Here is a 24036-nt window from a genome sequence, read left to right on the forward strand (position 1 = left end):
CCCCCTGGAGAGACCGCGATGACCCCTATGACCCCGACTGAAGCCGATGCCGGTACGGCCCTCAGCCACATTCACCGCTTCGTGCCGGGAACCGATGCCGGCCGGCCGCCGCTTCTGCTCCTGCACGGCACGGGCGGAGACGAGAACGACCTGCTGCCGCTCGGCCAGATGGTGGCGCCGGGGGCGGCGCTGCTCTCCCCGCGTGGGCGCGTAAGCGAGGGCGGCATGCCCCGCTTCTTCCGTCGCTTCGCGGAAGGACGGTTCGACGAGGAGGACGTGCGGCGGCGCGCCGACGAACTGGCTGACTTCATCGCGGCGGCACGCACGCGCTATGGCCTTGCCGCGCCCGTTGCGCTCGGCTTCTCGAACGGTGCCAACATCGCGGCGGCGATGCTCTACCGGCGGCCGGACGTTCTGTCCGGGGCCGTGCTGATCCGCGCGATGGTGCCGCTGCCGGAGGGCCCGTCCGCCCGTCTCGATGGCAAGCCCGTTCTCATGCTGACGGGGGCCATGGATCCGATCATCCCGGCCAGCAACGCGGAAGGACTGGCGGCATCGTTGACTTTGGCCGGCGCCGCGGTGCGGCACGAGATCCTGCCGGCCGGCCATGGCCTGACCCAGCCCGATATCACGCTGGCGCGCGAGTTTCTCGCGCGCCCGTGAGCCGGCCCGCCCGCGCCGGCAGGCCGGTCAGTGCGTGACAACCACGCGAGTGCCGACGCTGACCCTGTTCAGCAGGTCCATCACATCCTCGTCGTACATGCGGAAACAGCCGAAGGAGGCGGCCGTCCCGATCGAGCGGCGCATGCTCGCCGACGTGCCGTGGATGGCATATTCGCCGCCCGCCAGCGTCAGGGCCGCAGCCCCCATGGGATTGTTCGGCGCGCCGCCCGCAATGACGTCGGGCAGGCGCGGATTGGCGCGTCGCACGACGGCCGGCGGCGACCAGGCCGGCCGCACATGACGGCCGGAGATCACCGTCTCGCCGCGCCACTGCTCGGAGGGCCGCCCGACCGCGATGCGGTAGCGGATCGCCGTTCCGTTGTCCTGGACGAGATAGAGCCGGCGCTCGGAATTGCGGATGACGATCGTGCCCGGCGGCATGTCCTGCCGCAACCTGACAACCTCGCGGGCCTCGGCCCGATCCGTTGCTGAAAACCCTGCCAGTGCGGCAGGCGCAAAGATAGCTGCGGCGGCCAGCCACCGCTTCAGTCCCACTGTCATGACCCTCTCCCGCGCCGCCCTTCGGTCCCGGCGTTCGCGCCGAGGAAACGGGGCCTGCGCTTTCTGCTTCCCTACCGAGAGTGGAAATCCGCGGGCGAGAGTCAACGAGTCCTTTCCGGTTCCCGCCATGATGAGGCCCGGAAAATGCCGGTATGTGGCTGCCGCGCAACGCGGCGCCGGGGGGCGGTTCCGCGCAGTCGATTGACGCGACGTTCACCATGTCCCGCATTCAGGAAGCGTCAACCACGTCCCTCAACGGCGCCTGAGCCGGTCCCGCGTCATGGTCCCGCCGGGAGTGGGGACATGACGACGGATGGACCGAGACTGACGGATGCTGCCTCCGGCCGCCGAGGGTTATCGGAGCGGTCGTCGGTGCGCGGGATCACCGGCGTTGCGGTCATCGCGGCGTTGACCGCCCTGCCGCTGACCCTTCTCGTCCAGCCAGGCAGCCAGGGCCGCGACAGGGTCGAGGTGGCGATACGTCCGCTTTCGGATGATGCCGAGACACGCAGCAGCGTGCCAGTGTGGCGCGTGGCCCCGGTCCGCCATGCTGCCTTTGACGTCGATGCGCCGCGCTGGCGCCCGGCCGGACTGCAGACCAGCCTTCTCAGGCGTTCCGACGGCCTGTCACGCGAACTGTTCCAGTTCGGCGAGGCGACCGGCCAGGGTCGCCATGCGGTTCTGGCCGCCGATCGCGGTCGCACCGACCCTGCCGATGCGGAACAGGACGTGGCGAGGCTTGCAGCCGATCTCGCCATCGAGGCCGAGGTCAGGGGCGGCACGGAGACGCTCGAGACCAAGTTCGGACCCTTGCCGGTGGTGGAGATGACCATCGCGACGCCAGCGGGCCCAAAGGCCTGCCTCGGCTTCGCCCTGCGCGACGGAGAGGCGGAGTTCCGGGCGGCCGGATGGATCTGCAGCGCCGGCCAGGAAATCGTAAGCCGTCCCGAGGCGAGGTGCTTCCTCGACCGCCTGTTCGCGGTCAGTGCGGGAGACCCGCAGGTCGCCCAGGTGTTCACGAGGGCCGAGCTTCGCCGGCAGCCCTGCGCGGGTGCCTCGGGCACGCAGGCCGCGCCCGTCCGGGCCTTCGACAACCCCTCGGCAGCGCGCCTGAGAACCAACCGGCTCTGATCGGGACGGTGCCGTTAACCGGCGCTTAACCATAAAAGTCCAGCATGATCGCCAACTCGACAGGAGGCGCTCTTGGCCATTGGACAGATCAGCCCCGGATTGGCAGGTCCCGCCTCAACCGGACGCGAGGCCGCCGCGCCGGCTCCCGGTCGCAATCATGCCGGGCCGCGGGTCCAGACCGCCGGCGTCACCGTGACGCTGTCGCCGGAAGCCCGCCAGCACCTCAACCGGCTTGAGGGTTTCACGGCCACGATCGGCACGTCCAGACAGCCGAAGCAGATGGCCAAGCCCGGCCTGACTATCGACTTCCGGACCTGACGCAGCGCGCCCGCACGATCAGGCGGAGAGCCGCTGAAGCTCACTGACAATCGCATCGCCCATCGCGGCCGTTCCGATGACATGCGTGTTGTCGGAGCGGATATCGGCCGTTCGCATGCCGGAGGCCAGCACGTTCGTCACGGCCTTATCGAGCATGTCGGCCGCCTCGATCGCCTTGAACGAATAGCGCAGAGCCATCGAGAAGGACGAGATCGTCGCGATCGGATTGGCCGCGCCGGTGCCGGCAATGTCCGGCGCCGAGCCGTGGACAGGCTCATAGAGGGCCTTGCGCTTGCCCGAGACCGGGTCTTCCGCGCCGAGCGAGGCGGACGGCAGCATGCCGAGCGAGCCGGTCAGCATGGCCGCGACATCGGACAGGATGTCGCCGAACAGGTTGTCGCAGACGATGACGTCATACTGCTTGGGCCAGCGCACGAGCTGCATGGCGCAATTGTCGGCGAGGACATGCTCAAGCTCGACTTCGGCGAATTCGGTCTTGTGGACGCGGGTGACGACCTGCTTCCACAGGACGCCGGTCTTCATGACATTGTGCTTCTCGGCCGAGGACACCTTGTTGCGGCGGGTCTTCGCCAGTTCGAAGGCGACGCGCGTGATGCGCTCGATCTCGCCGGTGGTGTAAAGCTGGGTGTCAACGCCGCGCTGCGAGCCGTCCTCGAGCGTGACGATCTCCTTCGGCTCACCGAAATAGACGCCACCGGTCAGTTCGCGCACGATCAGGATGTCGAGCCCCTCGACCACGTCCGGCTTCAGCGACGAGGCAGCGGCCAGTGCCGGGAAGCAGATGGCCGGGCGCAGGTTGGCGAACAGGCCGAGGTCCTTGCGCAGGCGCAAAAGCCCCGCCTCCGGCCGCTTGGAATAGGGCACGTCGGCCCATTTCGGTCCGCCAACGGCGCCGAACAGCACGGCATCGGCCGCCTGGGCGAGCGCCATGTCACTGTTGGAGATGGCCTCGCCATGGGCATCGAAGGCTGCGCCGCCGACAAGGCCGCGTTCGGTCTCGAAGCTGGCAACGCCCTGCCGGCCGAAGAACGCGACGACCTTCTCCACCTCGCCCATCACCTCGGGGCCGATGCCGTCGCCCGGCAGGATGAGCAGCTTGTGAGTCGCCATGGTCGTGTCCTCGCTCCCGGGCGCCATGGCCCCGGCGGGCTGGCGCGTCCTGCAATGTCTGTCGGGTCGCCGCCGGACGGCGGTTCGATGGCAGCGCTCTAGCGTGACCCGAACGGGGCGGCAAGGTGCCGGAACGCATGAGGCGCGCCCCGGACGGGACGCGCCTCATGATGCGATTGGACGAAAGGACGGGCTGCCTACTCGGCGGCCGGGGTCTTCTCGGGGGCTTCCGCGGCCGGGGCGTCGTCCTCGGCGCGTGGCGTGCGCCGCCGACGCGGCTTGGCCACGACTGGCTCGTCCGCCACCTCGGCAGCGGCCGGAACGCCGCCCGTGATGAAGGACGGCAGACCGAGACCGACCTCCTCCTCCTCGCGCGCGACCTCGGGCCTGCGGGTCGGTTCACCCTGCGGCGCGTCGCGGTCGGGGCCGCCCTCACCGACCGGGCTGCCGGGCTCGCGGCGCGACTGGCGCTCGGCGAACCGTTCGGCCCTGCGCCGTTCGAAGCGATCACGGCGGCTCTCGTAGGGACGCCCGTCCTGACGCTGGCCCTCGCGCGCGGCGAAACCGGCGTCACCCTCGGCGCCGGCCAGATCGGGCTGGTCGGCTGCAGCCGGGTCGGCCGGTCCGCGCGGCCGGTCCTGACGCTCCGGACGATCCTGACGGTCCGGGCGATCCTGACGGTCCGGGCGATCCTGACGATCCGGGAAACGCTGACCGCCGCCGGGGAAGCGGTCCTGTCGGTTCTGACCCTGAAAGTCCCGCTGACCCTGATAGTCGCGCTGACCCTGATAATCCCGCTGGCCCTGGTAGTCGCGCTGGCCGCCGAAATCGCCGCGCGGCTGCTGCTGCGGGGGTTCGGGCCGCACGATGACCGGAGACTCGAAGCGCTTGTCGAAGGGGGACGCGAAATCGTCGTCGTCCTCGCCCTCGTCGGTCTCGTCGTCCTGGGTGGCCGGCTGGCCATCCGCGCGCAAGCCCGTCTGCTGCCGGAGCTGGTCATGCGCGGTGGCGATGATCCGGAAATAATGCTCGGCGTGCTGGAGATAGCTCTCGGCGGACACCGGGTCGCCCGACGAATGGGCATCGCGGGCCAGCTGCAGGTATTTCTCGGCGATATGCTGGGCGGTGCCGCGGATCTTTACATCGGGCCCGTTCGACTCGTAGCTGCGCGACAGCGGATTGGGTCCCTTGCCGCGATTGCGGCCGCGCATGCGCTTGTTATTGCCGTTCCTCATGTCGGTCCTTTGTCGACCTCTCCAAGCGACAGCCGTCAATGGCGGCTGTCCGGTTTGCGGGCTCTGGCCGTTCGATCCCCACGGGATCGCGGTCATGGCCCCGCTGCTCGTGCAGCATTCGGTGATCTACGGATATGCGGCCCCGGTGCCCCTGCACCCTGCCGCCGGCGCGCGCCGCGCCACGTCCTCGTTTCGGGGTCGGTCCACGGCGCCCCACGCGCCTGGCTCCGACGTCAGCAACCCACCAGACCGGATCGGTATCGTGTGTTCGACCAGCGGCATCAAATCCCAGCCGCATCGAATCCATGATGGCAAGTTAGCGTTTCGGCAGCCGGATTCCAAGCGGATTCTGTAACCGGGGGGCGCGGCGCCGTTGGCTCAGCGCTGGCGGACCGCCGCGATCAGCTCCTCGACCTTCGGCAGAATGCGCTCGACGATCACCGCCACCCCGCGCGGATTGGGGTGCATGCCGTCGCCGAGATTGAGTGCGGGCACCGCTGCCACCCCCTCCAGGAAAAAGCCGTCGAAGATCAGGCCGTGGCGACGGGCAAGCTCCGGGAAGATGGGGTTGAAGGCGGCCGCATAGTCGGGGCCCATATTGGGCGGCGCCAGCATGCCGGTCAGCAGGATGGCGATGCCGCGCTCCTTCAGCCGGGTGATGATCGTCTCCAGGTTGCGGCGGGTGATGGCGGGATCGATGCCGCGCAGCGCATCGTTGGCGCCGAGCTCCAGAATCACTGCATCGACGCCGTCGCCCACGGCCCAGTCGAGCCGTTCGAGGCCGCCGGTCGAGGTATCGCCGGAGACGCCGGCATTTTCCACCTCGACAGAGTGGCCGCGCGCCCGCAGGGCCGCCTGCAGCCGGGACGGGAACGCATCCTGCGCGGTGAGCTGGTAGCCGGCCGTCAGGCTGTCGCCCAGGGCAACGATGCGGATGGTCCGCTGGGCCAGCGCGGGCGACAGGCCGGCGAGATGAACCGCGGCAAGAACCGCAGCCAGAAGCCCGATCACACGCTTGCGCACCCGCTCTCCCTTCCAAACGCCTGTAGTCGATGCCATCTAGGCATTGGCCTGCCGCACCGCAACCGGCGGTCGGACCTTATCGATTGCCCTCCTGGAACCGCCGCATGGATGCTCTCACCGCCGCGCCCCCCGACGCCGCCATTGTGCTGACGGGGATCGACCTGTCACTGGGCCAGGGGGCATCGCGCGTCCACATCCTGAAGAGCCTCAGCCTGACCATCGGCCGGGGCGAGAGCGTCGGGCTGGTCGGGCCCTCGGGCTCGGGCAAATCGACGCTGCTGATGGTCATGGCGGGGCTGGAGCGGGCCGATGCCGGCACGGTCAGGCTGGCCGGCGAGGACATCGCGGCCATGAACGAGGACAGGCTGGCGCGCTTTCGCGGCCGCCATGCCGGCATCGTGTTCCAGTCGTTCCACCTGATCCCGACCATGACGGCGCTCGAGAATGTCGCCGTGCCGCTGGAGCTTTCCGGCGATGCGCACGCCTTCGACAAGGCGGCCGCGGAACTGGAATCCGTCGGCCTCGGCGGCCGTCTCAACCATTATCCGGCGCAGATGTCGGGCGGCGAGCAGCAGCGCGCCGCGCTCGCACGCGCGCTCAGCGTCCGGCCGGCCATCCTGTTCGCGGACGAGCCGACCGGCAATCTCGACGAGGCAACCGGGCGCAGCATTGTCGATCTGATGTTCGCCATGCAGGCGGAACGTGGCGCAACGCTCGTCCTGGTGACGCACGATCACGGGCTTGCCGAACGCTGCGACCGGGTCGTCAGGCTCCGCTCGGGGAGCATCGTCGAGGACCGCCGCCTGGTGACGCCGGCATGAGCGGTTTCGTCGCACGGCCGGCGCGGCTGCCGGTTGCCATCCGCATCGGCCTGCGCGACCTGCGCGGCGGGCTCAGGGGCTTCGGCATCTTTCTCGCCTGCATCGCGCTTGGCGTCGCCGCCATTGCCGGCGTCGGCTCGTTCGCGCGCGGCCTCGTCGAAGGTCTCGGCCGCGAGGGGCGGGTGATCCTCGGGGCGGACGCCTCCTTCCAGATCATGCATCAGGAACTGCCGCCCGCAGTCGTTACCGCGCTTGCCGAGCGCGGCACCGTCGCGGTCATGGCCGCCAGCCGGGCCATGGCGCGCGGGGGCGCGACCTCGACGCTCGTCGAACTGAAGGCGGTCGATCCCGCCGGCTACCCGCTGGTCGGCACCTTGGCGACCGAGCCGGGCGGCACCACGGCAGATCTCACCGGCCTGCGCGACGGCCGCCATGGCGTGCTGGTGGAACCGGCACTGCTGGCCCGGCTCGGCCTGACACCCGGCGACACGCTGACGCTTGGCGATCTGACTGTCGAGATCCGTGGCGTGATCCGCGACGAGCCCGACCGTCTGGCTTTCGGCGTCGGCTTCGGTCCGCGCCTGATCCTGTCGCTTGATGCCTTCCGGCAGACCGGCCTGATCCAGCCGGGATCGCTGATCCGCTGGCTTTATCAGCTGCGCCTCGACGATCGCATCGCCGGGGAGGCGGCGATCGCGCGCGTCGTTGCAGAGATGCGCGAGCGGTTTCCGGACGCCGGGTTCGACGTGCGCACGCGCATGAACGCCTCGCCGCAGCTTGCCACGCAGGTGCAGCGCTTCTCGCAGTTTCTCACCCTGGTCGGCCTGACCGCCCTGCTGGTGGGCGGCGTGGGCGTTGCCAATGCCGTGGCCGGGCTGGTCGATCGCAAGCGGGACGACATCGCCACCCTCAAGGCCGTCGGGGCAACCGGTGGCACCGTCTTCGCCATCATGCTCACGCAGATCGGCGGGCTGGCGCTGGTCGGCACCGCCATCGGGCTTGCCGCCGGGTCGGCGCTGCCCTGGTTGGTCGTGGCTTTGGCCGGCCAGATCATACCGGTTCCGATCGAGGTCGGCGTCTATGCCGGGGAACTGGCGGTCGCCGCCGGCTATGGCCTGCTGGTGGCGCTGGCCTTCGCCCTCTGGCCGCTCGGGCGGGCGCACGATATCCCGGTTTCCGCCCTGTTCCGCGACACGGTGGAAGCATCGTCGCGCTGGCCACGCCGGCGCTACATCCTGCTCACCGCCGGCGCTCTCGCGGCGCTCGTGATCCTGTCTGTCGCAACCTCGTTCAATCCGCGCCTGGCGCTCGGTTTCATGGCGGGAGCCGCGGCGATCTTCGTGACGCTGAGGCTGGTCGGGGCCGGCATCATGGCGCTCGCCCGCCGGCTGCCACGGGCGCGCCGGCCGGGACTGAGGCTCGCCATCGCCAACCTCCACCGACCGGGCGCGCTGACCCCCGCCGTGGTGCTTTCCCTGGGCCTCGGCCTGACCCTGCTGGCGGTGATCGCGCTGGTCGACGCCAGCTTCCGCCGGCAGATCACCGAGGCGCTGCCGGAACGGGCACCGTCGTTCTTCTTCGCCGACATTCCCAGCGGCGACGTCGCCCGTTTCGACAGTTTCATCGCCGAACGCGCGCCGGGCGCCGAGATCGAGCGGGTGCCGATGCTGCGCGGCCGCTTCGTCAGGCTCGGCGGGCGACCGGTCGAGGAGATCCGTGCGCGCGACGAGATCGCCTGGGCGCTGCGCGGCGACCGCGGCATCACCTATGCGACCACGGTGCCGCGCAATTCGCAGGTGGTGGAGGGTGACTGGTGGGCGCCCGACTATTCAGGCCCGCCGCTGGTCTCCTTCGACGAGCGGATGGGCAGCGGTTTCGGGCTGAAAATCGGCGACGAGGTGACGGTCAACGTCCTCGGCCGGAACATCACGGCCCGGATCGCCAATTTCCGGCGCATCCAGTGGGACAATCTCGGCATCAACTTCATCGTCGTGTTCTCGCCCAATGCCTTCCGCGGGGCGCCGCACACCCACCTCGCCACGCTCACCTACCGCGAGCAGCCGCCGGCGGCGGTGGAGATCGCACTGCTGCAGGCGGTGGCGGGCGCCTTTCCGGCCGTCGCTACCGTCAGGGTCAAGGACGCGCTGGAGACGGTCGGGGCCTTCGCCGCCCGCATCGCCACCGGCATCCGCGGCGCGAGCCTTGTGACGCTGCTGGCCTCGATCCTGGTGCTGGCGGGGGCGCTGGCAGCCGGCCATCGGGCACGGGTCTACGACGCGGTCATTCTCAAGACCCTCGGGGCGACCCGGCCCATGCTGATTGCAACCTATGCGCTCGAATATGCGCTGCTCGGCGCGGTGACCGCCCTCTTCGGCATCGCTGCCGGATCTGTCGCCGCCTGGGCAGTGACGACGCAGGTCATGTCCATCGGCTTCGCGTTCGAGCCGCTGGCCGCTGCCGGTATCGTGGTGCTGGCGGTGACCGTGACGGTGGGGCTTGGCCTGATCGGTACCTGGCGGGCGCTGGGGGTCCGGCCCGCGCCGGTGCTCCGCAACATGTAGAAGCCTACCTTCGCAGATGCACCATTGCCGCAAACTGGCGGTTTTTGACGGGTTTGCTTGCGACATACAGCCGCGTTGGCCGCGGCGCAGCACGTGGGCCTTGTGTCCGCCATGGTCTCGACCATATTGAGCGTCGGGAAGGTCGGCCTGACGGCGATCCGCTCCAAGGGAAACCCAGAGGTTCTTCCATGTCGAACTACGATCCGAATGCCCAAGCCTACGGTGGCTACGGCTATGGCCAGACGACGGCCGCCCAGCAGGCCCAGATCGATCAGGGTCTGCGGTCGTACATGATCGGCGTCTACAACTACATGATGCTGGGCCTGGCCATCACCGGCTTTGCCGCCCTCGGCATCTACATGCTTTCGGTGACGGGCGACGCCTCGCTGGCTGCCCAGGGTGCCCGCGGGGCCCTGCGCATTCCCGGCGGCCAGTTCCTGACGCCCTTCGGCGCCTTCCTGTTCGCCAGCTGGTTCAAGTTCGTGGTCATCCTCGCACCGCTCGCCGTGGTGCTGCTGCTCTCGTTCCGGGCCGACCGGATGAGTGCGCCGGCCGCCCAGATGACCTTCTGGCTTTATGCGGCGCTGGTGGGCGTGTCGCTGACCACGATCCTGCTCGTCTACACCCACACTTCAGTGGCGCGCGTGTTCTTCATCACCGCGGCCTCGTTCGGCGCCCTGTCGCTGTTCGGCTACACCACCAAGCGTGACCTGTCGGGCATGGGCACCTTCCTGATGATGGGCCTGTTCGGTCTGATCATCGCGATGATCGTGAACATCGGCATTGCCGCCTTCACCGGCCAGGCCTCGACGATGCTCCAGTGGATCATCTCGGTGGTGGGTGTCCTCGTGTTCGCCGGCCTCACGGCCTACGACACGCAGAACATCAAGAACGAGTACATCTACAGCCTCGCCTATTCCAACGACGGGTCGCTGGTGCAGAAGGCCGCCATCTTCGGCGCGCTGCAGCTCTACATCGACTTCGTCGGCATGTTCCAGTTCCTGATGGCGCTCCTCGGCTCGCGCGAAGAGTAAGGTTTCAGGGCTTTCGGTCGCATGGAAACCCCGGCTTCGGCCGGGGTTTCTGCGTTCCGGGTCGTTCCGCTGCCCCGCGGCACACCTGATCTCCGCCTGATACAGACGAAACGGGGCAACCGTCCGGCGATGTGAGCGGGAAAGACGGGCAGATTAATCCGGCTGGCACCAAGCCCCTGCCCGGATCCGATCAAGTCATGTCGCGCTTTCTCGCCTTTGCCGTTCTTGCCGCTGCAGCCGTCCTCGCGGCTCCGGCACCCGCATCCTCGCGCGAACTTGGAACCGCGCCCGAACTGCGCATCCTCGGATTCTCCGCCGATGGCCGCTATTTCGGCTTCGAGCAGGAGGGCGGCGACGGGGTCAACGAGAAGGGCGCCTTCGCCATCGATGTCGTCGACCGGGAGACCGGCCGATCGGCGCCGGATTTTCCGCGTGGTGCGACCCAGCTGACCTTCGACAGCGCCCCGGACGATCCGCGTCGGCAGGCCATCCGTAGCTTCCGCTTCAGTGAGGACGACAGCGAGACCGCCTCCACGCAGGCAATCCGGCGCTGGGTGCGGCAGACAGCGCGCCGGCCGCTCCAGGCCCTGCGTCTGGCCGATCCCGGCCGCAGGCTGGGCGGGCGCCATCACCGACCTGACCGCCACCGAGGGGCCGCTGCGTGTGATGGACAGGCCTGATATCGTCGGCGCCCATCCCGGCGTTTCGATGAAATACGCGGTGACCGCCGAGATGCCGGTGCCGGCCGACCCCGACCTGGCCTGCCGGGAGCGGGAGACGTCCGAGATGCATCGGCTGAGCGTGACGCTGGCGCCAGAGATTCCCTCCTGGGACCAGGACGCTGCAACCCGCAGTCCGGAGGCTTTCCGCACCCGGACGATCGCCATCCACTATGTCTTGCCGCCGAAGACGTGCCTGATCGCGCCGCGTATCACCGACATCGTGCGCAACGAGGCTGGAACCAGCATGGCGGTGGTCATTGCGCTGCTGATCGATGCCGGCTTTACGGACTCGGCCGAGTACCGGGCGGTGGTCTTCGCCCTGCCGCGGCCCTGACCCTACGTGGCCACCAGCACCAGAGCGCGCGGAATGCCCGCAAGGTCGGACCGGAGCGCCGCCAGCCGCAGGCCGTGGTCGCGCGCGATGAGCGCGACGGGGGCAGCCTGGCCGATGCCGAGTTCCAGCACCAGATGGCCCCCGGGCGCCAGCAGGGCGGGCACTCCGGCAAGGATCGCCCGATAGGCGTCGAGCCCGTCGGTCCCGCCGTCGAGAGCGAGCCGCGGATCATGGTCGCGCACTTCAGGGTCGAGCCCTTCGCAGATGGCGGCCGGAATATAGGGCGGGTTGGAGACGATCATCCCGAACGGGCCTGCGAGGCCCTTCAGCCAGTTGCCCTGCCGGAAGTCGGCCCGCGCGCCAAGGCCAAGCGCCGCGGCATTGGCGCGGGCCGCCTCAAGCGCCTCTGCAGACAGGTCGACACCCGTCCCGGTGGCCGCGGGGCGTTCGGCGAGGATCGCCAGCAGGATCGTGCCCGGGCCGGTGCCGAGATCGAGGATGCGGGTGGGCAGGCCGTCGGGCAGGAGGGCGAGTGCCGCCTCCACCACGGTCTCGGTATCGGGCCGGGGCACGAGGCAGGCGCGATTGAGTGCCAGATCGATGCCATAGAATGCGCGCATGCCGGTGAGGCGGGCGACCGGCTCGCGGCCCAGCCGGCGGGCGGCAAGGGCTGACAACCGGCCCGCTTCCTCATCGGTCAGGCAGCGGTCCGAGGCCATCCCGTGCAGGGCGGAATCGCTGCCGGCGACATGGCGGATCAGGGCGCGGGCATCGGCCTCCGGTTCGTCGAGGCCGGCCGCGCGGAAGGCTCCTGACAAGGCGACCCGCGCCTCCCGCAGCGTCTGGCCGGCGGCGATCACGCGGCCGCCTCGGCGGCCAGCAGGCCCGCCTGGTGGTCGGCGATCAGGGCATCGACGATCTCGCCCAGCGCCGTGCCGGCGACAATTTCGGGCAGCTTGTAGAGGGTGAGGTCGATGCGGTGGTCGGTGACCCGGCCCTGGGGAAAATTATAGGTGCGGATGCGCTCGGAGCGGTCGCCCGAACCGACCTGAAGGCGACGGTCCGCCGCCCGGCCGGCGTCAAGGCGCTGCCGCTCGTCGTCATAGAGGCGGGCGCGCAGGATGGCCATGGCGCGGGCGCGGTTCTTGTGCTGCGAACGCTCCTCCTGCACGAGCACCACGGTGCCGGTCGGCACATGGGTGATGCGCACGGCTGAGTCGGTCTTGTTGACATGCTGGCCGCCGGCGCCCTGGGCACGCATGGTGTCGATCCGCAGGTCCGCTTCGTCGATGGCGATATCGACCTCCTCGGCCTCGGGCAGCACGGCGACGGTCGCGGCGGAGGTATGGATCCGCCCTCCGGATTCGGTTGCGGGCACCCGCTGGACACGGTGTGTGCCGCTCTCGAACTTCAGCCGCGCATAGGCGCCCGAGCCCTTCACCGTGGCGACGATCTCCTTGAAGCCGCCGACCGTGCCCTCGCTCGCCGAGATGACCTCCACGGACCAGCCCTGCAGGGTGGCATAGCGCTCGTACATCCGGAACAGATCGCCGGCGAACAGCGACGCCTCGTCACCGCCGGTCCCGGCGCGGATCTCCAGGATCACGTTGCGGGCGTCGGCAGCGTCCTTCGGCAGCAGGGCGAGCCGCAGGGCGGTCTCTAGATCGGCGATCCTCGCGTCCACGGACGGCCGGTCGGCCCGGGCCAGGTCGGCCATCTCGGCATCGCCGGAGGCAGCAAGCTCGTCCAGCCCGTCGCGCTCGGCGATGGCGGTCCTGTAAGCCTTCACCGCAGCGACGACCGGATGGAGTTCGGCAAATTCACGCGACAGCGCCACGAAACGCTCGCCATCGGCGCCGGCGGCGAGTTCGGCTTCGATGACGGCCTGGCGGTCGACCAGCGCGTCAAGCTTGGCGAGCGGCAGCATCAGAGGCTAACGCCCTCGGCTTCGGCGAAGGACCTCAGCTCCTCGCGGATCGAGACGCCCGCCCGCGGCGCGTCGATCAGGGGGTCGATCAGGCCGCGCAGCCGTTCGAGGCTGAGTTCCAGCAGCATGGACTTCACCGGGCCGACGGCCGCGGGCGACAGCGACAGCGCGCGGTAGCCGAGGCCGGCAAGCGCCATGGCTTCCAGCGGCCGCGAGGCGATCTCGCCGCACAGGGTGACGGGCTTGCCGTGCTCGACGCCTTTGCGGGCGATGGCGCGCAATGCCCGCAGGATCGGCGGGGAGAGCACGTCGAAACGGTTGGCGACCCGCATGTTGCCGCGGTCGACAGCGAACATGAACTGGACGAGGTCGTTGGAGCCGACCGACAGGAAATCAACGCGGGAGAACAGTTCGTCGAGCTGGAACAGCAGGGCCGGGACCTCGACCATCGCGCCGATATGCACCCGATCGGGCATGCGGTGGGCATGGCGCCTGAGATGGGTCAGCTCGCGCTCGACGATGGCCTTGGCCTCGTCGAACTCCTCCACCGCGGCGATCATCGGGAACATGATGCGGATCTCGCGGCCGGCAGCGGCGCGCAGCATGGCGCGAACCTGGCTGCGCAGCAGGCCCGGCCGGTCGAGGCCGAGGCGGATGGCGCGCCAGCCGAGTGCCGGGTTCTCCTCCTGGATCACGTCCATGTAGGGCAGCACCTTGTCGCCGCCGATGTCGAGGGTGCGGAACGTGACCGGCCGGCTGCCGGCGGCGTCGAGAACCTTGCGGTAGAGGTCGAGCTGCTCGGAGGTGCGCGGCAGGGCGTTGGACACCATGAACTGCAGCTCGGTGCGGAACAGGCCGATGCCGGCAGCCCCGGTCTCCTCCATGAAGGGCAGATCGACCATCAGGCCGGCATTGAGGTGCAGCTTGATCTCGACGCCGTCGCGGGTCAGCGCCGGAAGGTCGCGGATGGCGGCGTACTGGGCCTGCCTGCGGGCACGGAAGCGCACCTTTTCGGCATAGGCCGCCTCGATGTCGCCGGTCGGGCGCAGGTGGATCTCGCCGGTCGCACCATCGATGATGATGGCATCGCCCTGGTCGGCAAGGCCGGTGACATTGTCCGCGTGCCCGACAGCCGGAATGCCCAGCGCCCGGGCGACGATGGCGACGTGGCTGGTCGGCCCGCCCTCTTCCAGCACGAGCCCGCGCAGACGCGAGCGGTCGTAGTCGAGCAGCGCCGCCGGTCCCATGTGGCGCGCCACGACGATGGCATTGTCGGGCAGGTCCTCGTGGGAGACGACCTTCTCGCCGGTGAGCTGGCGCATCAGCCGGTTGGCAAGGTCGTCGAGGTCGTGCAGGCGCTCGCGCATGTAGGGGTCGGTCTGGCGCATCATGCGCGCGCGGTTGTCCGACTGGACGCGCTCGACGGCGGCCTCGGCGGTGATGCCGGTGGCGATGGCTTCCTTCAGGCGCCGCACGAAGCCGCGATCGTGGGCGAACATGCGATAGGCCTCAAGGATGTCCTTGTGCTCGCCGCCGCGCGCCACCTCCTCGCTGTCCAGCATGTCGTCGATCTCGGCACGCAGGGCCTCGATCGCGCTTTCGAGCCGCGTGATCTCGGAGGCTGGATCGTCCGCGATCAGCTTGGTCACCTTCACGCGCGGCTCGTGCAGCACGACATGGCCAAGGCCGACGCCCTCGGCGAGGCCGGCACCGGAGATGGCCAGCGGCCGGCGCACCGCAGGTTCCTGCCCGGGTGTCGCCAGCGGCGAGAGCTCGCCGGAGGCGATCATCTCCGCCAGCACCATCGAGGTCGTCTGCAGCGCCTCGACCTCGTCCTCCTCGTATTTGCGGTGCGCTCGGTTCTGGACGACGAGCACGCCGAGCGTGTTGCCGCCGCGCAGGATCGGCACGCCGAGGAAGGAGTGGAAGATTTCCTCGCCCGTCTCCGGCTTGAACGAGAAGGAGGGGTGATCCTGTGCGTCGGAGAGGTTCAGCGGCTCAGCCGTCTGGGCGACCATGCCGACGAGGCCCTCGCCGGCGCCCATGACGGTCAGGTGGACGGCCTCGCGGTTCAGGCCCTGCGTGGCATAGAGCTCGAGCGCCGCGTCGACGCGCAGGACATAGACCGAGCAGACCTCGGCCACCATGTTGGCCGCGATCAGCACCACGATCTTGTCGAGGCGCTCCTGCGCCGAGATCTGCTCGGCCATCACCTCGCGGAGGCGGCGGAGCAGAAGGCGAGGACCGCCGAATGCGGGACGCATTGGCATGGTCACGATCTGGGCGTGTCGCCCGCTGGTAGCACAACCGGGGACGGCGGGCCCCCGCCGCCGTTCAACCATTAAGGTCCGCGATGCCGGTTTGCAAAGCCGGTGCCGCTCCGGAGCGGGTCCGGCGTCCTGATGCAGAAAAGTGCGGCCCGCCGCAAGACTAGCGTGTCGTTGCCTGCAGATGCGCGGCGAGAAAATCCCGCACCCTGATTCGCGCGTCGGCCCAGGCCGTGGCGTTGCCGCCGGTGGTCGCTCCGCGTCCGCCAGCCGCATTGGCGTTCATGCGGCCGGCGACGTGGCGGACCGGAGCAGCGCTGTCAAACGCATGGTGCGCGCCGGGATAAATGCGGATCTCCATGGGATGTCCGGCGGCTTGAGCCGCCCTTACCAACTGGTTGCACGGCTCGGCCGGTGTCCAGTCGTCCAGTTCGCCGGTCAGGATCAGTGTCGGTGCCAGTGGCCTGAACACGCCGCGATAGCTGGTGACGGGACTGGCCGGACCGGCCGCGTGCACCACCTCCCATTCGCCGTAGCGCGGTCCACAGGACGGATAGAGGGCGACCGCGGCGGCAAAACCCGGCGAGCCTCGCGCAATGTTGACCGGCAGGGCGAGGATCGAGGCCAGGGTCGTCGAGCCGCCGTGCGAGCCACCCATGACCGCAACCCGGCGGGCATCGACGAAGGGCAGGCTGCGCAGATGCGCGAGGGCCGCATAGGCATCGGCCACCCGGTAGCGCGGGGCAACGGCGCCACGGTTCGGTTCGGAACAGACGCCGCCGGGGAAACCGCGGGTCGAGAAGCTGTCCGGCCAGATCGTCACATAGCCGAGACGCGTCAGCTCCGACGACCAGCGCCAGGCTGCGCCTGACGAGCCGGGACCAAGGCCGGAACAGTCGTGCAGCAGGACCACGCCGGGAAAGGGTCCGTCACCCGCGGGCCTGGTGATCGTGAAGGGAATGCCCAGCATCGCGGATGTCTGAGCCGCAGCTGGGCCGATGGCGGACAGGGCGGCCACCAGCGCTGCCAGCAGAAGCTGCCTCAAGTCCGGCATCCCGAACGTGACCATGACCGCGTGCCCCGGATCGCCCTATGCCGCCTTGTCGAGGCCGTAGAGCGAATGGAGCGTGCGGGCCGCCAGCTCGGTATAGGCGGCATCGATCAGCACGGAAAACTTGATTTCCGACGTGGTGATCGCCCGGATGTTGATGCCCTTGTCCGCAAGCGCGCGGAAGGCCTTGGCCGCGACACCGGCGTGGGAGCGCATGCCGACGCCGATGCAGGAGACCTTCACCACGTCGGTTGCCGTCTCCAGCGCCGTGAACCCGATCACCGGCCTTGCATCCATCAGCACGCGGCGGGCGCGTTCCAGGTCTGCGCCCGGACAGGTGAAGGTGATATCGGTGGTCCCGTCGGAGGAGACGTTCTGGACGATCATGTCGACATTGATGTTGGCCTCGGCCAGCGGGCCGAAGATGGCGGCGGCGACCCCCGGCTTGTCCGCAACCGACCGGATGCTCACCTGTGCCTCGTCCTTGGAGAAGGCGATGCCGGTCACGACCTGCTTTTCCACGATTTCCTCCTCGTCGCAGATGAGAGTGCCCTGCTGCGGGGCGTCCGGATCGTCGAAGGACGAGCGGACATAGGTGCGCACGCCGTGAACCATGGACAGTTCGACGGAGCGGACCTGCAGCACCTTGGAGCCGAGGGAGGCCATTTCCAGCATCTCCTCGAAGCCGACCTTGTCGAGGCGCCGCGCCTTCGGAACGACCCGGGGATCGGTGGTGTAGACGCCATCGACATCGGTGTAGATGTCGCAGCGCTCGGCATGGATGGCCGCTGCGATGGCCACCGCCGAGGTATCGGAGCCGCCCCGGCCGAGCGTGGCGATGCGTCCGCTCTCGCGGGTGATGCCCTGGAAGCCGGAGATCACCGCCACCTCGCCCGCGTCGAAAGCGGCCTCGAGGTTGTCGGCGGGGATATCGGCGATGCGCGCGACCGAATGGGCCTCGTCGGTGACGATCGGGATCTGCCAGCCCTGCCAGGAGCGCGCGCGGATGCCCATGGAACCGAGCACGATGGCCAGCAGGCCCGCCGTCACCTGCTCGCCCGAGGCTACCACGGCATCATATTCGGCAAGGTCGTGGAAGGGCGCCGCCTCCTTGCACCATGCCACCAGTTCGTTGGTCTTGCCGGACATGGCCGAGACCACCACCGCCACCTTGTAGCCGGCCTCGACCTCGCGCTTGACGTGACGGGCGACGTTCCGGATCCGGTCGACATTGGCGACGGAGGTTCCGCCGAACTTCATCACGAGGCGAGACATGGTGAGGCTTTGTTGGAGCGGGCTTTGGTTGAAGCGGGCCTGGTTGAGGGGACGGGTGGAAGATCTGGCCGGGCAAGGGTCTCGAAAGGGCCCGTTGCGCTGCGGCGTGTTGGCGCGCATCAAGGCCGGGGGGCGAAAAGGCGCGTATCCATAACCACCGATCGGGGGTAAGGCAACGCGACCTTGGACGACCCCCGCCAGCCATGGTCCGGGCCCTTCTGAGAGGACATCGTCATGACGCTCCCGGCGACGACGCTCGATCCGGCCGAGGTGGAGAAGTTCTCGCGGCTCGCCGCCGAATGGTGGAACCCGCGCGGCAAGATGGCCGTGCTGCACAAGTTCAATCCGGTCCGTCTCGCCCATATCCGGGACCGGGCGGCCGAGGCCTTCGGGCGCGATGCGCGTTCGATGACGCCGCTGAAGGGGCTCAGGGTCCTCGATATCGGCTGTGGCGGCGGCCTCCTGTCGGAGCCGCTGGCGCGCATGGGCGCCGCGGTGGTCGGGGCCGATCCGGCGCGCACCAATGTGGAGACCGCACGCATCCATGCCGCGCAGTCGGGCGTTGCCGTCGACTATCGCTGCACGACGGCAGAGGACCTCGCGTCCGAGGGCGAGACCTTCGACATCGTGCTGGCCATGGAGGTGGTGGAGCATGTCGCCGACGTGCCGCTGTTTGTCTCGGCCTGCGCCGGCATGGTCCGCCCCGGCGGGCTTCTGGTCATGGCGACGATCAACCGGACCCTGAAGAGCTATGCGCTGGCGATCGTTGGTGCCGAATATGTCCTGCGCTGGCTGCCGCGCGGAACGCACGAGTGGGACCGGTTCGTGACGCCGGAGGAACTGGCCAGCGGCATCGCCGCTGCCGGCATGGCCGTCTTCGACCGGCGCGGCGTCCGCTACGACATCCTGAGGGATTCCTGGGTCGAGACGGATGATCTCGGCGTCAATTACATGGTGACGGCCCGGCGCCCCGGCTGAAGCCGGCGGCATGTTGGACCGGGCACCAGCCGGTGCTATCCTGATGTCATGCGCAGGTTCAGCCTGGTCCTCGTCATGGCGCTGATCTGCTGGCCGGCCCTCGGCCAGCCGCTTGAGCCCGCGCGCCGCCAGCCCTTCACGCCCGGTCCGCCCGTGACGCTGCCGCAATGCACCTGTCGGGCCGAAGGGCGTGACTGGACCGTCGGGCAGACGATCTGCCTGAGGACCACCGGCGGTGAGCGCCTTGCCATCTGCACAACCGACGAGAACGTGACGACCTGGCGTATATCGGATGTTCCCTGCGCCTCCTCTTCTTTGCCGTCCCCGTCGAGGCTGGCATTGATCCGGCGAAACCTTCGCTGATTCAGCGAAAGGGGGCTGTGCATCACAAAAAAACCGCGATACGCTTTGATCGGCTCTCAGGTCCGGGCGGCAAGGACCTGGCGGCGATCCGGTGTCGTACCGTGTCCGGAGCATCGCGGATATTCCTGGTCCGGAGCTCAGTCAGGTTCGCAATCGTGCGGAACCGGCAGTGCATTCCGAAAGGCTGACCGGCATGTCGATGACGGGTACCGTCAAGTTTTTCAATACTGAAAAAGGCTACGGCTTCATCAAGCCGGACGATGGGGGCAAGGACATCTTCGTCCACATCTCCGCCGTCCAGCGCTCTGGGCTCGCAAGCCTCGCGGAGGGACAGAAACTCTCCTTCGAACTCGAGCCCGACAAGCGCGGGAAGGGGCCGAAGGCGGTCAACCTCGCCGTCCGCAGCTAGGAGGCTGAGGACCGACATTCCCTAGCGTCGCGCGGTGGAGGCGCGCGCGGCGAAAGGTTTCGCCTTCACAACTTCGTGTTCTTTTGTCGATCCCGGGCGTCTGCGTCCGGCTGACGACGGGCCCGCCGCGGTCATTGTGACGCGGTGCAATTCCCTTTCGGCCGATCCTCGCCTAGGTATTCCGGCATCGCACGCGCCCGGACGCCGTCATGCCAGAGCCTGCTTCACAGCCCGCAACCGATCCCGGATCCGACCGGGATACGCTGTCTGTCGACGTCGCCATCGCTGGCGCCGGCATGGCGGGACTGGCGCTTGCGGTCGCGTTGAAACAGGCCCTCGGCGAGGGCTTTTCCGTGGCGGTCGCCGACCCGTCTCTTGCCGGTTCCGTGCGCGACGAGGGGCGCGCCTCGGCTTTTGCAGCCGCCGCACGCCGGCTGTTCGAGGTGCTGGAGGTCTGGCCGGCCATCGCACCCGAGGCTCAGCCGATCCTCGACATGGTGGTGACCGACAGCCGCACGCTGGATGTGGTCAGGCCGGTTCTGCTCACGTTTGACGGCGATGTGACGCCCGGCGAACCCTTCGCGCACATGGCGCCGAACGCGGTGGCGACCGAGGCGCTGCGCGCGCGCGCGCAGGCGCTCGGCGTGCGGTTCCTGCCGCAGGCGGTCGAGGCCCTGACCGGCGGGCCGGGCCGGGCCATGCTCGAACTCGCCGACGGCAGCCCGGTGACGGCCAGCCTCGTCGCTGCCTGTGACGGCGGGCGCTCGCGCCTGAGGGAGCTTGCCGGCATCACCACGGTCGGCTGGGACTACGGCCAGTCCGGCATCGTCTGCACGGTGGAGCACGAGGACGACCACGAGGGGCGCGCGGAGGAGCATTTCCTGCCCGCCGGGCCTTTCGCCGTCCTGCCCCTGAAGGGGCGGCGGTCGTCCATCGTCTGGACCGAGGAGAGCCGCCGGGCCGAGCGGCTCTGCGCCCTGCCGCAGGTCCTGTTCCAGGACGAACTGGAAACCCGCTTCGGCCACAAGCTCGGCCCGATCCGGGTGGTGGATGCCCCGCGTGCCTATCCGCTTGGCCTGCATGTCGCGCGCACGTTCGTCGGCGAGCGGCTGGCGCTGGTGGCGGATGCCGCCCACGTCATCCATCCGATCGCGGGTCAGGGCATCAATATGGGCTTCCGTGACGTGGCTGCGCTGGCCGAATGCGTGGCCGACGCGGCCCGTCTCGGGCTCGACCCGGGCTCGCCCGACGTGCTGGAGCGCTACCAGCGCTGGCGCCGTTTCGACACGGTGGTGATGGGGGCAGCGACCGACGGGCTCAACCGGCTGTTCTCCAACGGCTCCGATCCGCTGCGCTTCGTGCGCGATCTCGGCCTCGGCTTCGTCGACCGCATGCCGGGGCTGAAGTCGTTCTTCATCCGGCAGGCGGCGGGGATCGGCGGCGAGGCGCCGCGGCTGCTGCGCGGCGAAGCCCTGTAGCGCCTACAAATGCGTCGCCAGCCAGTGCAGGTCGGCGTCGCGGAAGCCCTGGTCCTCCATCGCCCTGACGGTGTTGCGCACGTAGTCGGGATTGGCGCCCGAGCGTCCGTGTCCCTGCCGCACGATGTGCAACTGCTTCTCGAGGCTGAGCCGGCCGGCATATTGCGGATGGCCGCGGTCGACGATGTAGGTCAGCGCCTGCACGACCGGATCGCCCGGCCGTGCCAGCGTCACACGCCGCTCGACCTCCAGATAGACCGCTGTGGCCTGCTCGCGTTCGCGCAGATAGGCGACCGTCGCCTCGCGCCGGGATCCGGCCACGCGGAAGGCGATGCCCCGGCAGGCGCCACCCCGGTCGAGGCCGAGCACGAGGCCGGGCTGTTCCGGCGTGCCGCGATGGACGTGGGAATAGACGCAGAGCGAGCGGTGCAGGCCGATCAGCCTGGCCGGGACCCGCTCCTCGAAATCGAAGCCCGGACGCCACATGATCGAGCCGTAGCCGAACACCCAGAAGTCGCCGTCATTGCCGATCATGAAGGGGGCCGGAGCGCGTCGGTTGCGGGGAGACGCAAGGCGCGTTCTGGTATAGAGGCGATCATTGCCTTGCAAGCCCCGCCGGAGATGAGTGCCCATGCCGAGACTGCGGACCATCCTGCTGCCCCTGGCGGCCGTCGGCGTCGCGGTTGCCGGCTGGAGCCTGGTCTGGCACTGGGGGGCGAACCGCGCGGAGGACCTCGTCCAGCGCTGGCTGTCCAGCGAGGCGGCCAACGGCCGGGTGATCCAATGCGCCGAGCGCACACGCGGCGGTTATCCGTTCCGCATGGAGATCACCTGCACCAGGCCGACGGTGGAACTGCGCGACGAAGCCCGACCCTACCAGACCTATCGCTTCGAGCGCCTGCATGTGGTCTCCCAGATCTGGAGCCCCGGCCATGTCATCGCCGAGGTCACAGGGCCCGCCGTGGTGACCACAGAGGGTGACCCGACTATCGTCACCGCAAACTGGCGCTTGTTCCAGGCCTCGGCGCGGCTGGCCATCGGCCGCTATGACAGCACGAGCGCCCATGCCGAGGCGCTGGAGGTGATGCGCAACGGCGAGGCGATCCTGCGCGCGAACCGGGCCGAACTCCACACGCGCCCCAATCAGGCCGACCCGATCAGCGTCGATGTCGTGTCAAAGCTGGTGTCGGCCCGCTTCGGCGAGCAGGTGGCGGCCCCGGTCGATGCCGAGGTCCAACTGGTCCTGCGCCGGCTGCTGCGCTCGCCGAGCCTGCCGCTGCCGCTGACGCCGCGGCAGTGGAAGGCCGCGGGCGGCTCGGTGGATGTGGTGCTGGTGCGCCTGGCGCAGGGCGAGGCACTGGGCATTGCCCGCGGCAATCTGCGCCTGACCCCCGAGGGCAAGCCGGAGGGCCAGATCGAGCTCCGGGTCGCCAATGCCGAGGCGGCCATCCAGGCGTCAGGCTTCGGCGCCACGCTCGGGCCTCTTGCGACCGGTGCGCTGACCCTTGCCGGCCGTCCGGCCGATGTTGAAGGCCGGCCCGGCCGCATGCTCAATCTGAGAGCAGCGGACGGGCGCCTGCAGATCGGTCCAATCCGCATTCCCCTGCCGACGATCCTGCCCTGAACCTGTCCCCCCAACGAACCGCAACAGACCGATCGCCATGAACGAGGGATCAGGCACCAGCAACGGGACGGGCAGCCTTGCGGCTCATGCCGACGAGGCGTCCGGGCTGAAGCTTCGGCCCAAGGCAACCCGGTCCGAGGAGCTTCAGACCAGTCTCGCGGAGGCGATCGTATCCGGCCGGCTCGTGCCCGGCTCGGCGCTGGACGAACTGCAGATCGCGGCCGAATATGCCGTTTCGCGGACGCCCGTGCGCGAGGCCCTGCGCCAGCTTTCAGCGTCCGGGCTTGTCGATATCCGGCCGCACCGCGGGGCCGTCGTGGCCAAGCCGGACGCTGCGGCCCTGCGCGACATGTTTGCCGTGATGGGCGAACTGGAGGCGCTGTGTGCGGCCCAGAGTGCGTTGAAGATGAGCCGCAAGGCGCGCGCGGATCTCGACAGTCTGCACGCAACCATGGCCGCGCTCGTGCGTGCCGGAGACCTTGCCGCCTACAGCCGCCTGAACATCGAGTTTCACGTGGCGGTCTATCGCGGGTCGGGCAATGCCTATCTTGCCGAACTCGCTTCCGCCACACGGCGCCGCCTCGCCCCATTCCGTCGGGCCCAGCTGGAGGGCCGCGACCGGCTCTCCCGCTCGCATCAGGAGCACGATGCCGTCGTCGAGGCGATCCAGCGGGGCGACGCGGAGCGCGCCCGTGCTGCCATGCTCCGCCATATCGGGTTGTCGGCACAGGCCTGGGAGGTGCTCTCCGCTGCCGGTTCGGACTCCCGAGAATGATTAAATCGTAGTCATTTTTTGGCTCCTTCGCCCTGATTGCATACAATTCAGCGGCACCAGACGGCTGCTTCGCGCGGGTAATCGCCTGGCGGACATTGGCCAAGCCGGTCCAGCCGGGCGAGAAATTCTGCATATTGTCATGAGCTTGGTCGATTGACGGCCACGGTTCCCGCCAGTCGGCGGCCCATTTTCCGGTCACCTCCGACGTTTGGCACAGGCATTGCGAGGCAACGGCATCAACCTGCCTGATTGCCATGCACCAGACCTGCCGACATCTCCGATCGTCCAGCCCGAACGCTCTCGGCCCGCACTGCTCCGGGAGGGCCAGGCTGTGACGGCAACGCTTCCATCCGAT

24 protein-coding genes are annotated in these 24036 nt (G+C 69.0%); 14 read left to right on the forward strand and 10 right to left on the reverse strand.

Translation table 11 applies throughout. The features are described 5' to 3' along the window. The first annotated feature begins 27 nt into the window (after positions 1-27). Positions 28-663 carry an alpha/beta hydrolase gene (locus tag ACTIFS_RS10150; protein WP_439574256.1) on the forward strand — a complete coding sequence of 212 codons (636 nt, stop codon included), beginning with the start codon at positions 28-30 and terminating at the stop codon, positions 661-663. Between the two features lie 27 nt (positions 664-690). Here ACTIFS_RS10150 and ACTIFS_RS10155 read toward each other — a convergent pair whose 3' ends face one another. Continuing rightward, positions 691-1224, reverse strand: a complete 534-nt coding sequence (locus ACTIFS_RS10155) for a L,D-transpeptidase (protein WP_439573975.1) — start codon at positions 1222-1224, stop codon at positions 691-693. A gap of 372 nt (positions 1225-1596) precedes the next feature. On the opposite strand from ACTIFS_RS10155, the gene ACTIFS_RS10160 reads away from it, so the two are divergent. After that, entirely contained in the window at positions 1597-2355 is a 759-nt protein-coding gene (locus ACTIFS_RS10160) for a hypothetical protein (protein ID WP_439573976.1), read from the forward strand. 72 nt (positions 2356-2427) lie between these two features. Further along, the gene (locus ACTIFS_RS10165) at positions 2428-2673 is read left to right on the forward strand and encodes a hypothetical protein (protein WP_439573977.1); all 246 of its coding nucleotides are present in this window, start codon (positions 2428-2430) and stop codon (positions 2671-2673) included. 18 nt (positions 2674-2691) lie between these two features. Here ACTIFS_RS10165 and leuB read toward each other — a convergent pair whose 3' ends face one another. From leuB to ACTIFS_RS10180, 3 genes are all read right to left on the reverse strand, one after another. Next, positions 2692-3804 carry a 3-isopropylmalate dehydrogenase gene (gene leuB, locus ACTIFS_RS10170; RefSeq protein ID WP_439573978.1) on the reverse strand — a complete coding sequence of 371 codons (1113 nt, stop codon included), beginning with the start codon at positions 3802-3804 and terminating at the stop codon, positions 2692-2694. Between the two features lie 197 nt (positions 3805-4001). After that, a complete protein-coding gene (locus ACTIFS_RS10175; protein ID WP_439573979.1) occupies positions 4002-5039 on the reverse strand; it encodes a DUF4167 domain-containing protein in 1038 nt (345 codons plus the stop codon). 378 nt (positions 5040-5417) lie between these two features. After that, a complete protein-coding gene (locus tag ACTIFS_RS10180) occupies positions 5418-6062 on the reverse strand; it encodes an arylesterase (RefSeq protein WP_439573980.1) in 645 nt (214 codons plus the stop codon). Positions 6063-6166: 104 nt separating this feature from the next. On the opposite strand from ACTIFS_RS10180, the gene ACTIFS_RS10185 reads away from it, so the two are divergent. From ACTIFS_RS10185 to ACTIFS_RS10205, 5 genes are all read left to right on the forward strand, one after another. Next, positions 6167-6883, forward strand: a complete 717-nt coding sequence (locus ACTIFS_RS10185) for an ABC transporter ATP-binding protein (protein ID WP_439573981.1) — start codon at positions 6167-6169, stop codon at positions 6881-6883. Beyond that, positions 6880-9444, forward strand: a complete 2565-nt coding sequence (locus ACTIFS_RS10190) for an ABC transporter permease (RefSeq protein ID WP_439573982.1) — start codon at positions 6880-6882, stop codon at positions 9442-9444. The genes ACTIFS_RS10185 and ACTIFS_RS10190 overlap by 4 nt, the downstream gene beginning before the upstream one ends. A gap of 188 nt (positions 9445-9632) precedes the next feature. Beyond that, positions 9633-10478, forward strand: a complete 846-nt coding sequence (locus ACTIFS_RS10195; protein ID WP_439573983.1) for a Bax inhibitor-1/YccA family protein — start codon at positions 9633-9635, stop codon at positions 10476-10478. 197 nt (positions 10479-10675) lie between these two features. Then, positions 10676-11158 carry a hypothetical protein gene (locus ACTIFS_RS10200; protein WP_439573984.1) on the forward strand — a complete coding sequence of 161 codons (483 nt, stop codon included), beginning with the start codon at positions 10676-10678 and terminating at the stop codon, positions 11156-11158. Next, positions 11145-11534 (forward strand): hypothetical protein, encoded by a 390-nt coding sequence (locus ACTIFS_RS10205; RefSeq protein WP_439573985.1) that lies wholly within the window; start codon positions 11145-11147, stop codon positions 11532-11534. Before ACTIFS_RS10200 ends, ACTIFS_RS10205 begins: the two co-directional genes overlap by 14 nt. Positions 11535-11536: 2 nt before the next feature. Here ACTIFS_RS10205 and prmC read toward each other — a convergent pair whose 3' ends face one another. From prmC to ACTIFS_RS10230, 5 genes are all read right to left on the reverse strand, one after another. Then, positions 11537-12394 (reverse strand): peptide chain release factor N(5)-glutamine methyltransferase, encoded by an 858-nt coding sequence (gene prmC / locus ACTIFS_RS10210; protein WP_439573986.1) that lies wholly within the window; start codon positions 12392-12394, stop codon positions 11537-11539. Beyond that, entirely contained in the window at positions 12391-13461 is a 1071-nt protein-coding gene (gene prfA / locus ACTIFS_RS10215; protein ID WP_439573987.1) for a peptide chain release factor 1, read from the reverse strand. The genes prmC and prfA overlap by 4 nt, the downstream gene beginning before the upstream one ends. Beyond that, positions 13461-15725, reverse strand: coding sequence for a phosphoenolpyruvate--protein phosphotransferase (gene ptsP, locus ACTIFS_RS10220; protein WP_439574257.1), 2265 nt, complete (start codon positions 15723-15725; stop codon positions 13461-13463). Before ptsP ends, prfA begins: the two co-directional genes overlap by 1 nt. Positions 15726-15891: 166 nt before the next feature. Next, positions 15892-16773, reverse strand: a complete 882-nt coding sequence (locus ACTIFS_RS10225; RefSeq protein ID WP_439573988.1) for a dienelactone hydrolase family protein — start codon at positions 16771-16773, stop codon at positions 15892-15894. Between the two features lie 45 nt (positions 16774-16818). Beyond that, complete coding sequence (locus tag ACTIFS_RS10230; RefSeq protein ID WP_439573989.1) at positions 16819-18054, reverse strand: aspartate kinase; 1236 nt, start codon at positions 18052-18054, stop codon at positions 16819-16821. A gap of 234 nt (positions 18055-18288) precedes the next feature. On the opposite strand from ACTIFS_RS10230, the gene ubiG reads away from it, so the two are divergent. From ubiG to ACTIFS_RS10250, 4 genes are all read left to right on the forward strand, one after another. Continuing rightward, complete coding sequence (ubiG, locus tag ACTIFS_RS10235; RefSeq protein WP_439573990.1) at positions 18289-19032, forward strand: bifunctional 2-polyprenyl-6-hydroxyphenol methylase/3-demethylubiquinol 3-O-methyltransferase UbiG; 744 nt, start codon at positions 18289-18291, stop codon at positions 19030-19032. 75 nt (positions 19033-19107) lie between these two features. After that, positions 19108-19395 (forward strand): hypothetical protein, encoded by a 288-nt coding sequence (locus tag ACTIFS_RS10240; protein ID WP_439573991.1) that lies wholly within the window; start codon positions 19108-19110, stop codon positions 19393-19395. Positions 19396-19588: 193 nt separating this feature from the next. Continuing rightward, positions 19589-19804 (forward strand): cold-shock protein, encoded by a 216-nt coding sequence (locus ACTIFS_RS10245; protein ID WP_439574258.1) that lies wholly within the window; start codon positions 19589-19591, stop codon positions 19802-19804. 209 nt (positions 19805-20013) lie between these two features. Further along, a complete protein-coding gene (locus ACTIFS_RS10250) occupies positions 20014-21282 on the forward strand; it encodes a ubiquinone biosynthesis hydroxylase (RefSeq protein WP_439573992.1) in 1269 nt (422 codons plus the stop codon). A 3-nt stretch (positions 21283-21285) separates the two neighbouring features. Here the strand turns inward: ACTIFS_RS10250 and ACTIFS_RS10255 are convergent, their stop codons facing one another. Next, on the reverse strand, positions 21286-21816 hold the full coding sequence (locus tag ACTIFS_RS10255) for a gamma-glutamylcyclotransferase (protein WP_439573993.1): 531 nt from the start codon (positions 21814-21816) through the stop codon (positions 21286-21288). A gap of 97 nt (positions 21817-21913) precedes the next feature. On the opposite strand from ACTIFS_RS10255, the gene ACTIFS_RS10260 reads away from it, so the two are divergent. Together ACTIFS_RS10260 and ACTIFS_RS10265 are read left to right on the forward strand one after the other, a co-directional pair. Then, positions 21914-22906: a DUF2125 domain-containing protein gene (locus ACTIFS_RS10260; RefSeq protein ID WP_439573994.1), complete on the forward strand. Its 993-nt coding sequence runs from the start codon at positions 21914-21916 to the stop codon at positions 22904-22906. Between the two features lie 37 nt (positions 22907-22943). Beyond that, positions 22944-23681 (forward strand): GntR family transcriptional regulator, encoded by a 738-nt coding sequence (locus tag ACTIFS_RS10265; protein ID WP_439573995.1) that lies wholly within the window; start codon positions 22944-22946, stop codon positions 23679-23681. Positions 23682-24036 lie beyond the last annotated feature (355 nt).

The sequence above is a fragment of the Phreatobacter sp. genome, from assembly GCF_051860605.1.
GTDB lineage: Bacteria > Pseudomonadota > Alphaproteobacteria > Rhizobiales > Phreatobacteraceae > Phreatobacter.

Coding starts and splice junctions, on each gene's coding strand:
- ACTIFS_RS10260 (WP_439573994.1), top strand. CDS start 21,914: ATGCCGAGACTGCGGACCATCCTGCTGCCCCTGGCGGCCGTCGGCGTC.
- ACTIFS_RS10185 (WP_439573981.1), top strand. CDS start 6,167: ATGGATGCTCTCACCGCCGCGCCCCCCGACGCCGCCATTGTGCTGACG.
- ACTIFS_RS10195 (WP_439573983.1), top strand. CDS start 9,633: ATGTCGAACTACGATCCGAATGCCCAAGCCTACGGTGGCTACGGCTAT.
- prfA (WP_439573987.1), bottom strand. CDS start 13,461: ATGCTGCCGCTCGCCAAGCTTGACGCGCTGGTCGACCGCCAGGCCGTC.
- ACTIFS_RS10205 (WP_439573985.1), top strand. CDS start 11,145: ATGGACAGGCCTGATATCGTCGGCGCCCATCCCGGCGTTTCGATGAAA.
- ptsP (WP_439574257.1), bottom strand. CDS start 15,725: ATGCGTCCCGCATTCGGCGGTCCTCGCCTTCTGCTCCGCCGCCTCCGC.
- leuB (WP_439573978.1), bottom strand. CDS start 3,804: ATGGCGACTCACAAGCTGCTCATCCTGCCGGGCGACGGCATCGGCCCC.
- ACTIFS_RS10265 (WP_439573995.1), top strand. CDS start 22,944: ATGAACGAGGGATCAGGCACCAGCAACGGGACGGGCAGCCTTGCGGCT.
- ACTIFS_RS10175 (WP_439573979.1), bottom strand. CDS start 5,039: ATGAGGAACGGCAATAACAAGCGCATGCGCGGCCGCAATCGCGGCAAG.
- ubiG (WP_439573990.1), top strand. CDS start 18,289: ATGACGCTCCCGGCGACGACGCTCGATCCGGCCGAGGTGGAGAAGTTC.
- ACTIFS_RS10240 (WP_439573991.1), top strand. CDS start 19,108: ATGGCGCTGATCTGCTGGCCGGCCCTCGGCCAGCCGCTTGAGCCCGCG.
- ACTIFS_RS10230 (WP_439573989.1), bottom strand. CDS start 18,054: ATGTCTCGCCTCGTGATGAAGTTCGGCGGAACCTCCGTCGCCAATGTC.
- ACTIFS_RS10190 (WP_439573982.1), top strand. CDS start 6,880: ATGAGCGGTTTCGTCGCACGGCCGGCGCGGCTGCCGGTTGCCATCCGC.
- ACTIFS_RS10150 (WP_439574256.1), top strand. CDS start 28: ATGACCCCGACTGAAGCCGATGCCGGTACGGCCCTCAGCCACATTCAC.
- ACTIFS_RS10200 (WP_439573984.1), top strand. CDS start 10,676: ATGTCGCGCTTTCTCGCCTTTGCCGTTCTTGCCGCTGCAGCCGTCCTC.
- ACTIFS_RS10155 (WP_439573975.1), bottom strand. CDS start 1,224: ATGACAGTGGGACTGAAGCGGTGGCTGGCCGCCGCAGCTATCTTTGCG.
- ACTIFS_RS10250 (WP_439573992.1), top strand. CDS start 20,014: ATGCCAGAGCCTGCTTCACAGCCCGCAACCGATCCCGGATCCGACCGG.
- ACTIFS_RS10245 (WP_439574258.1), top strand. CDS start 19,589: ATGTCGATGACGGGTACCGTCAAGTTTTTCAATACTGAAAAAGGCTAC.
- ACTIFS_RS10255 (WP_439573993.1), bottom strand. CDS start 21,816: ATGATCGGCAATGACGGCGACTTCTGGGTGTTCGGCTACGGCTCGATC.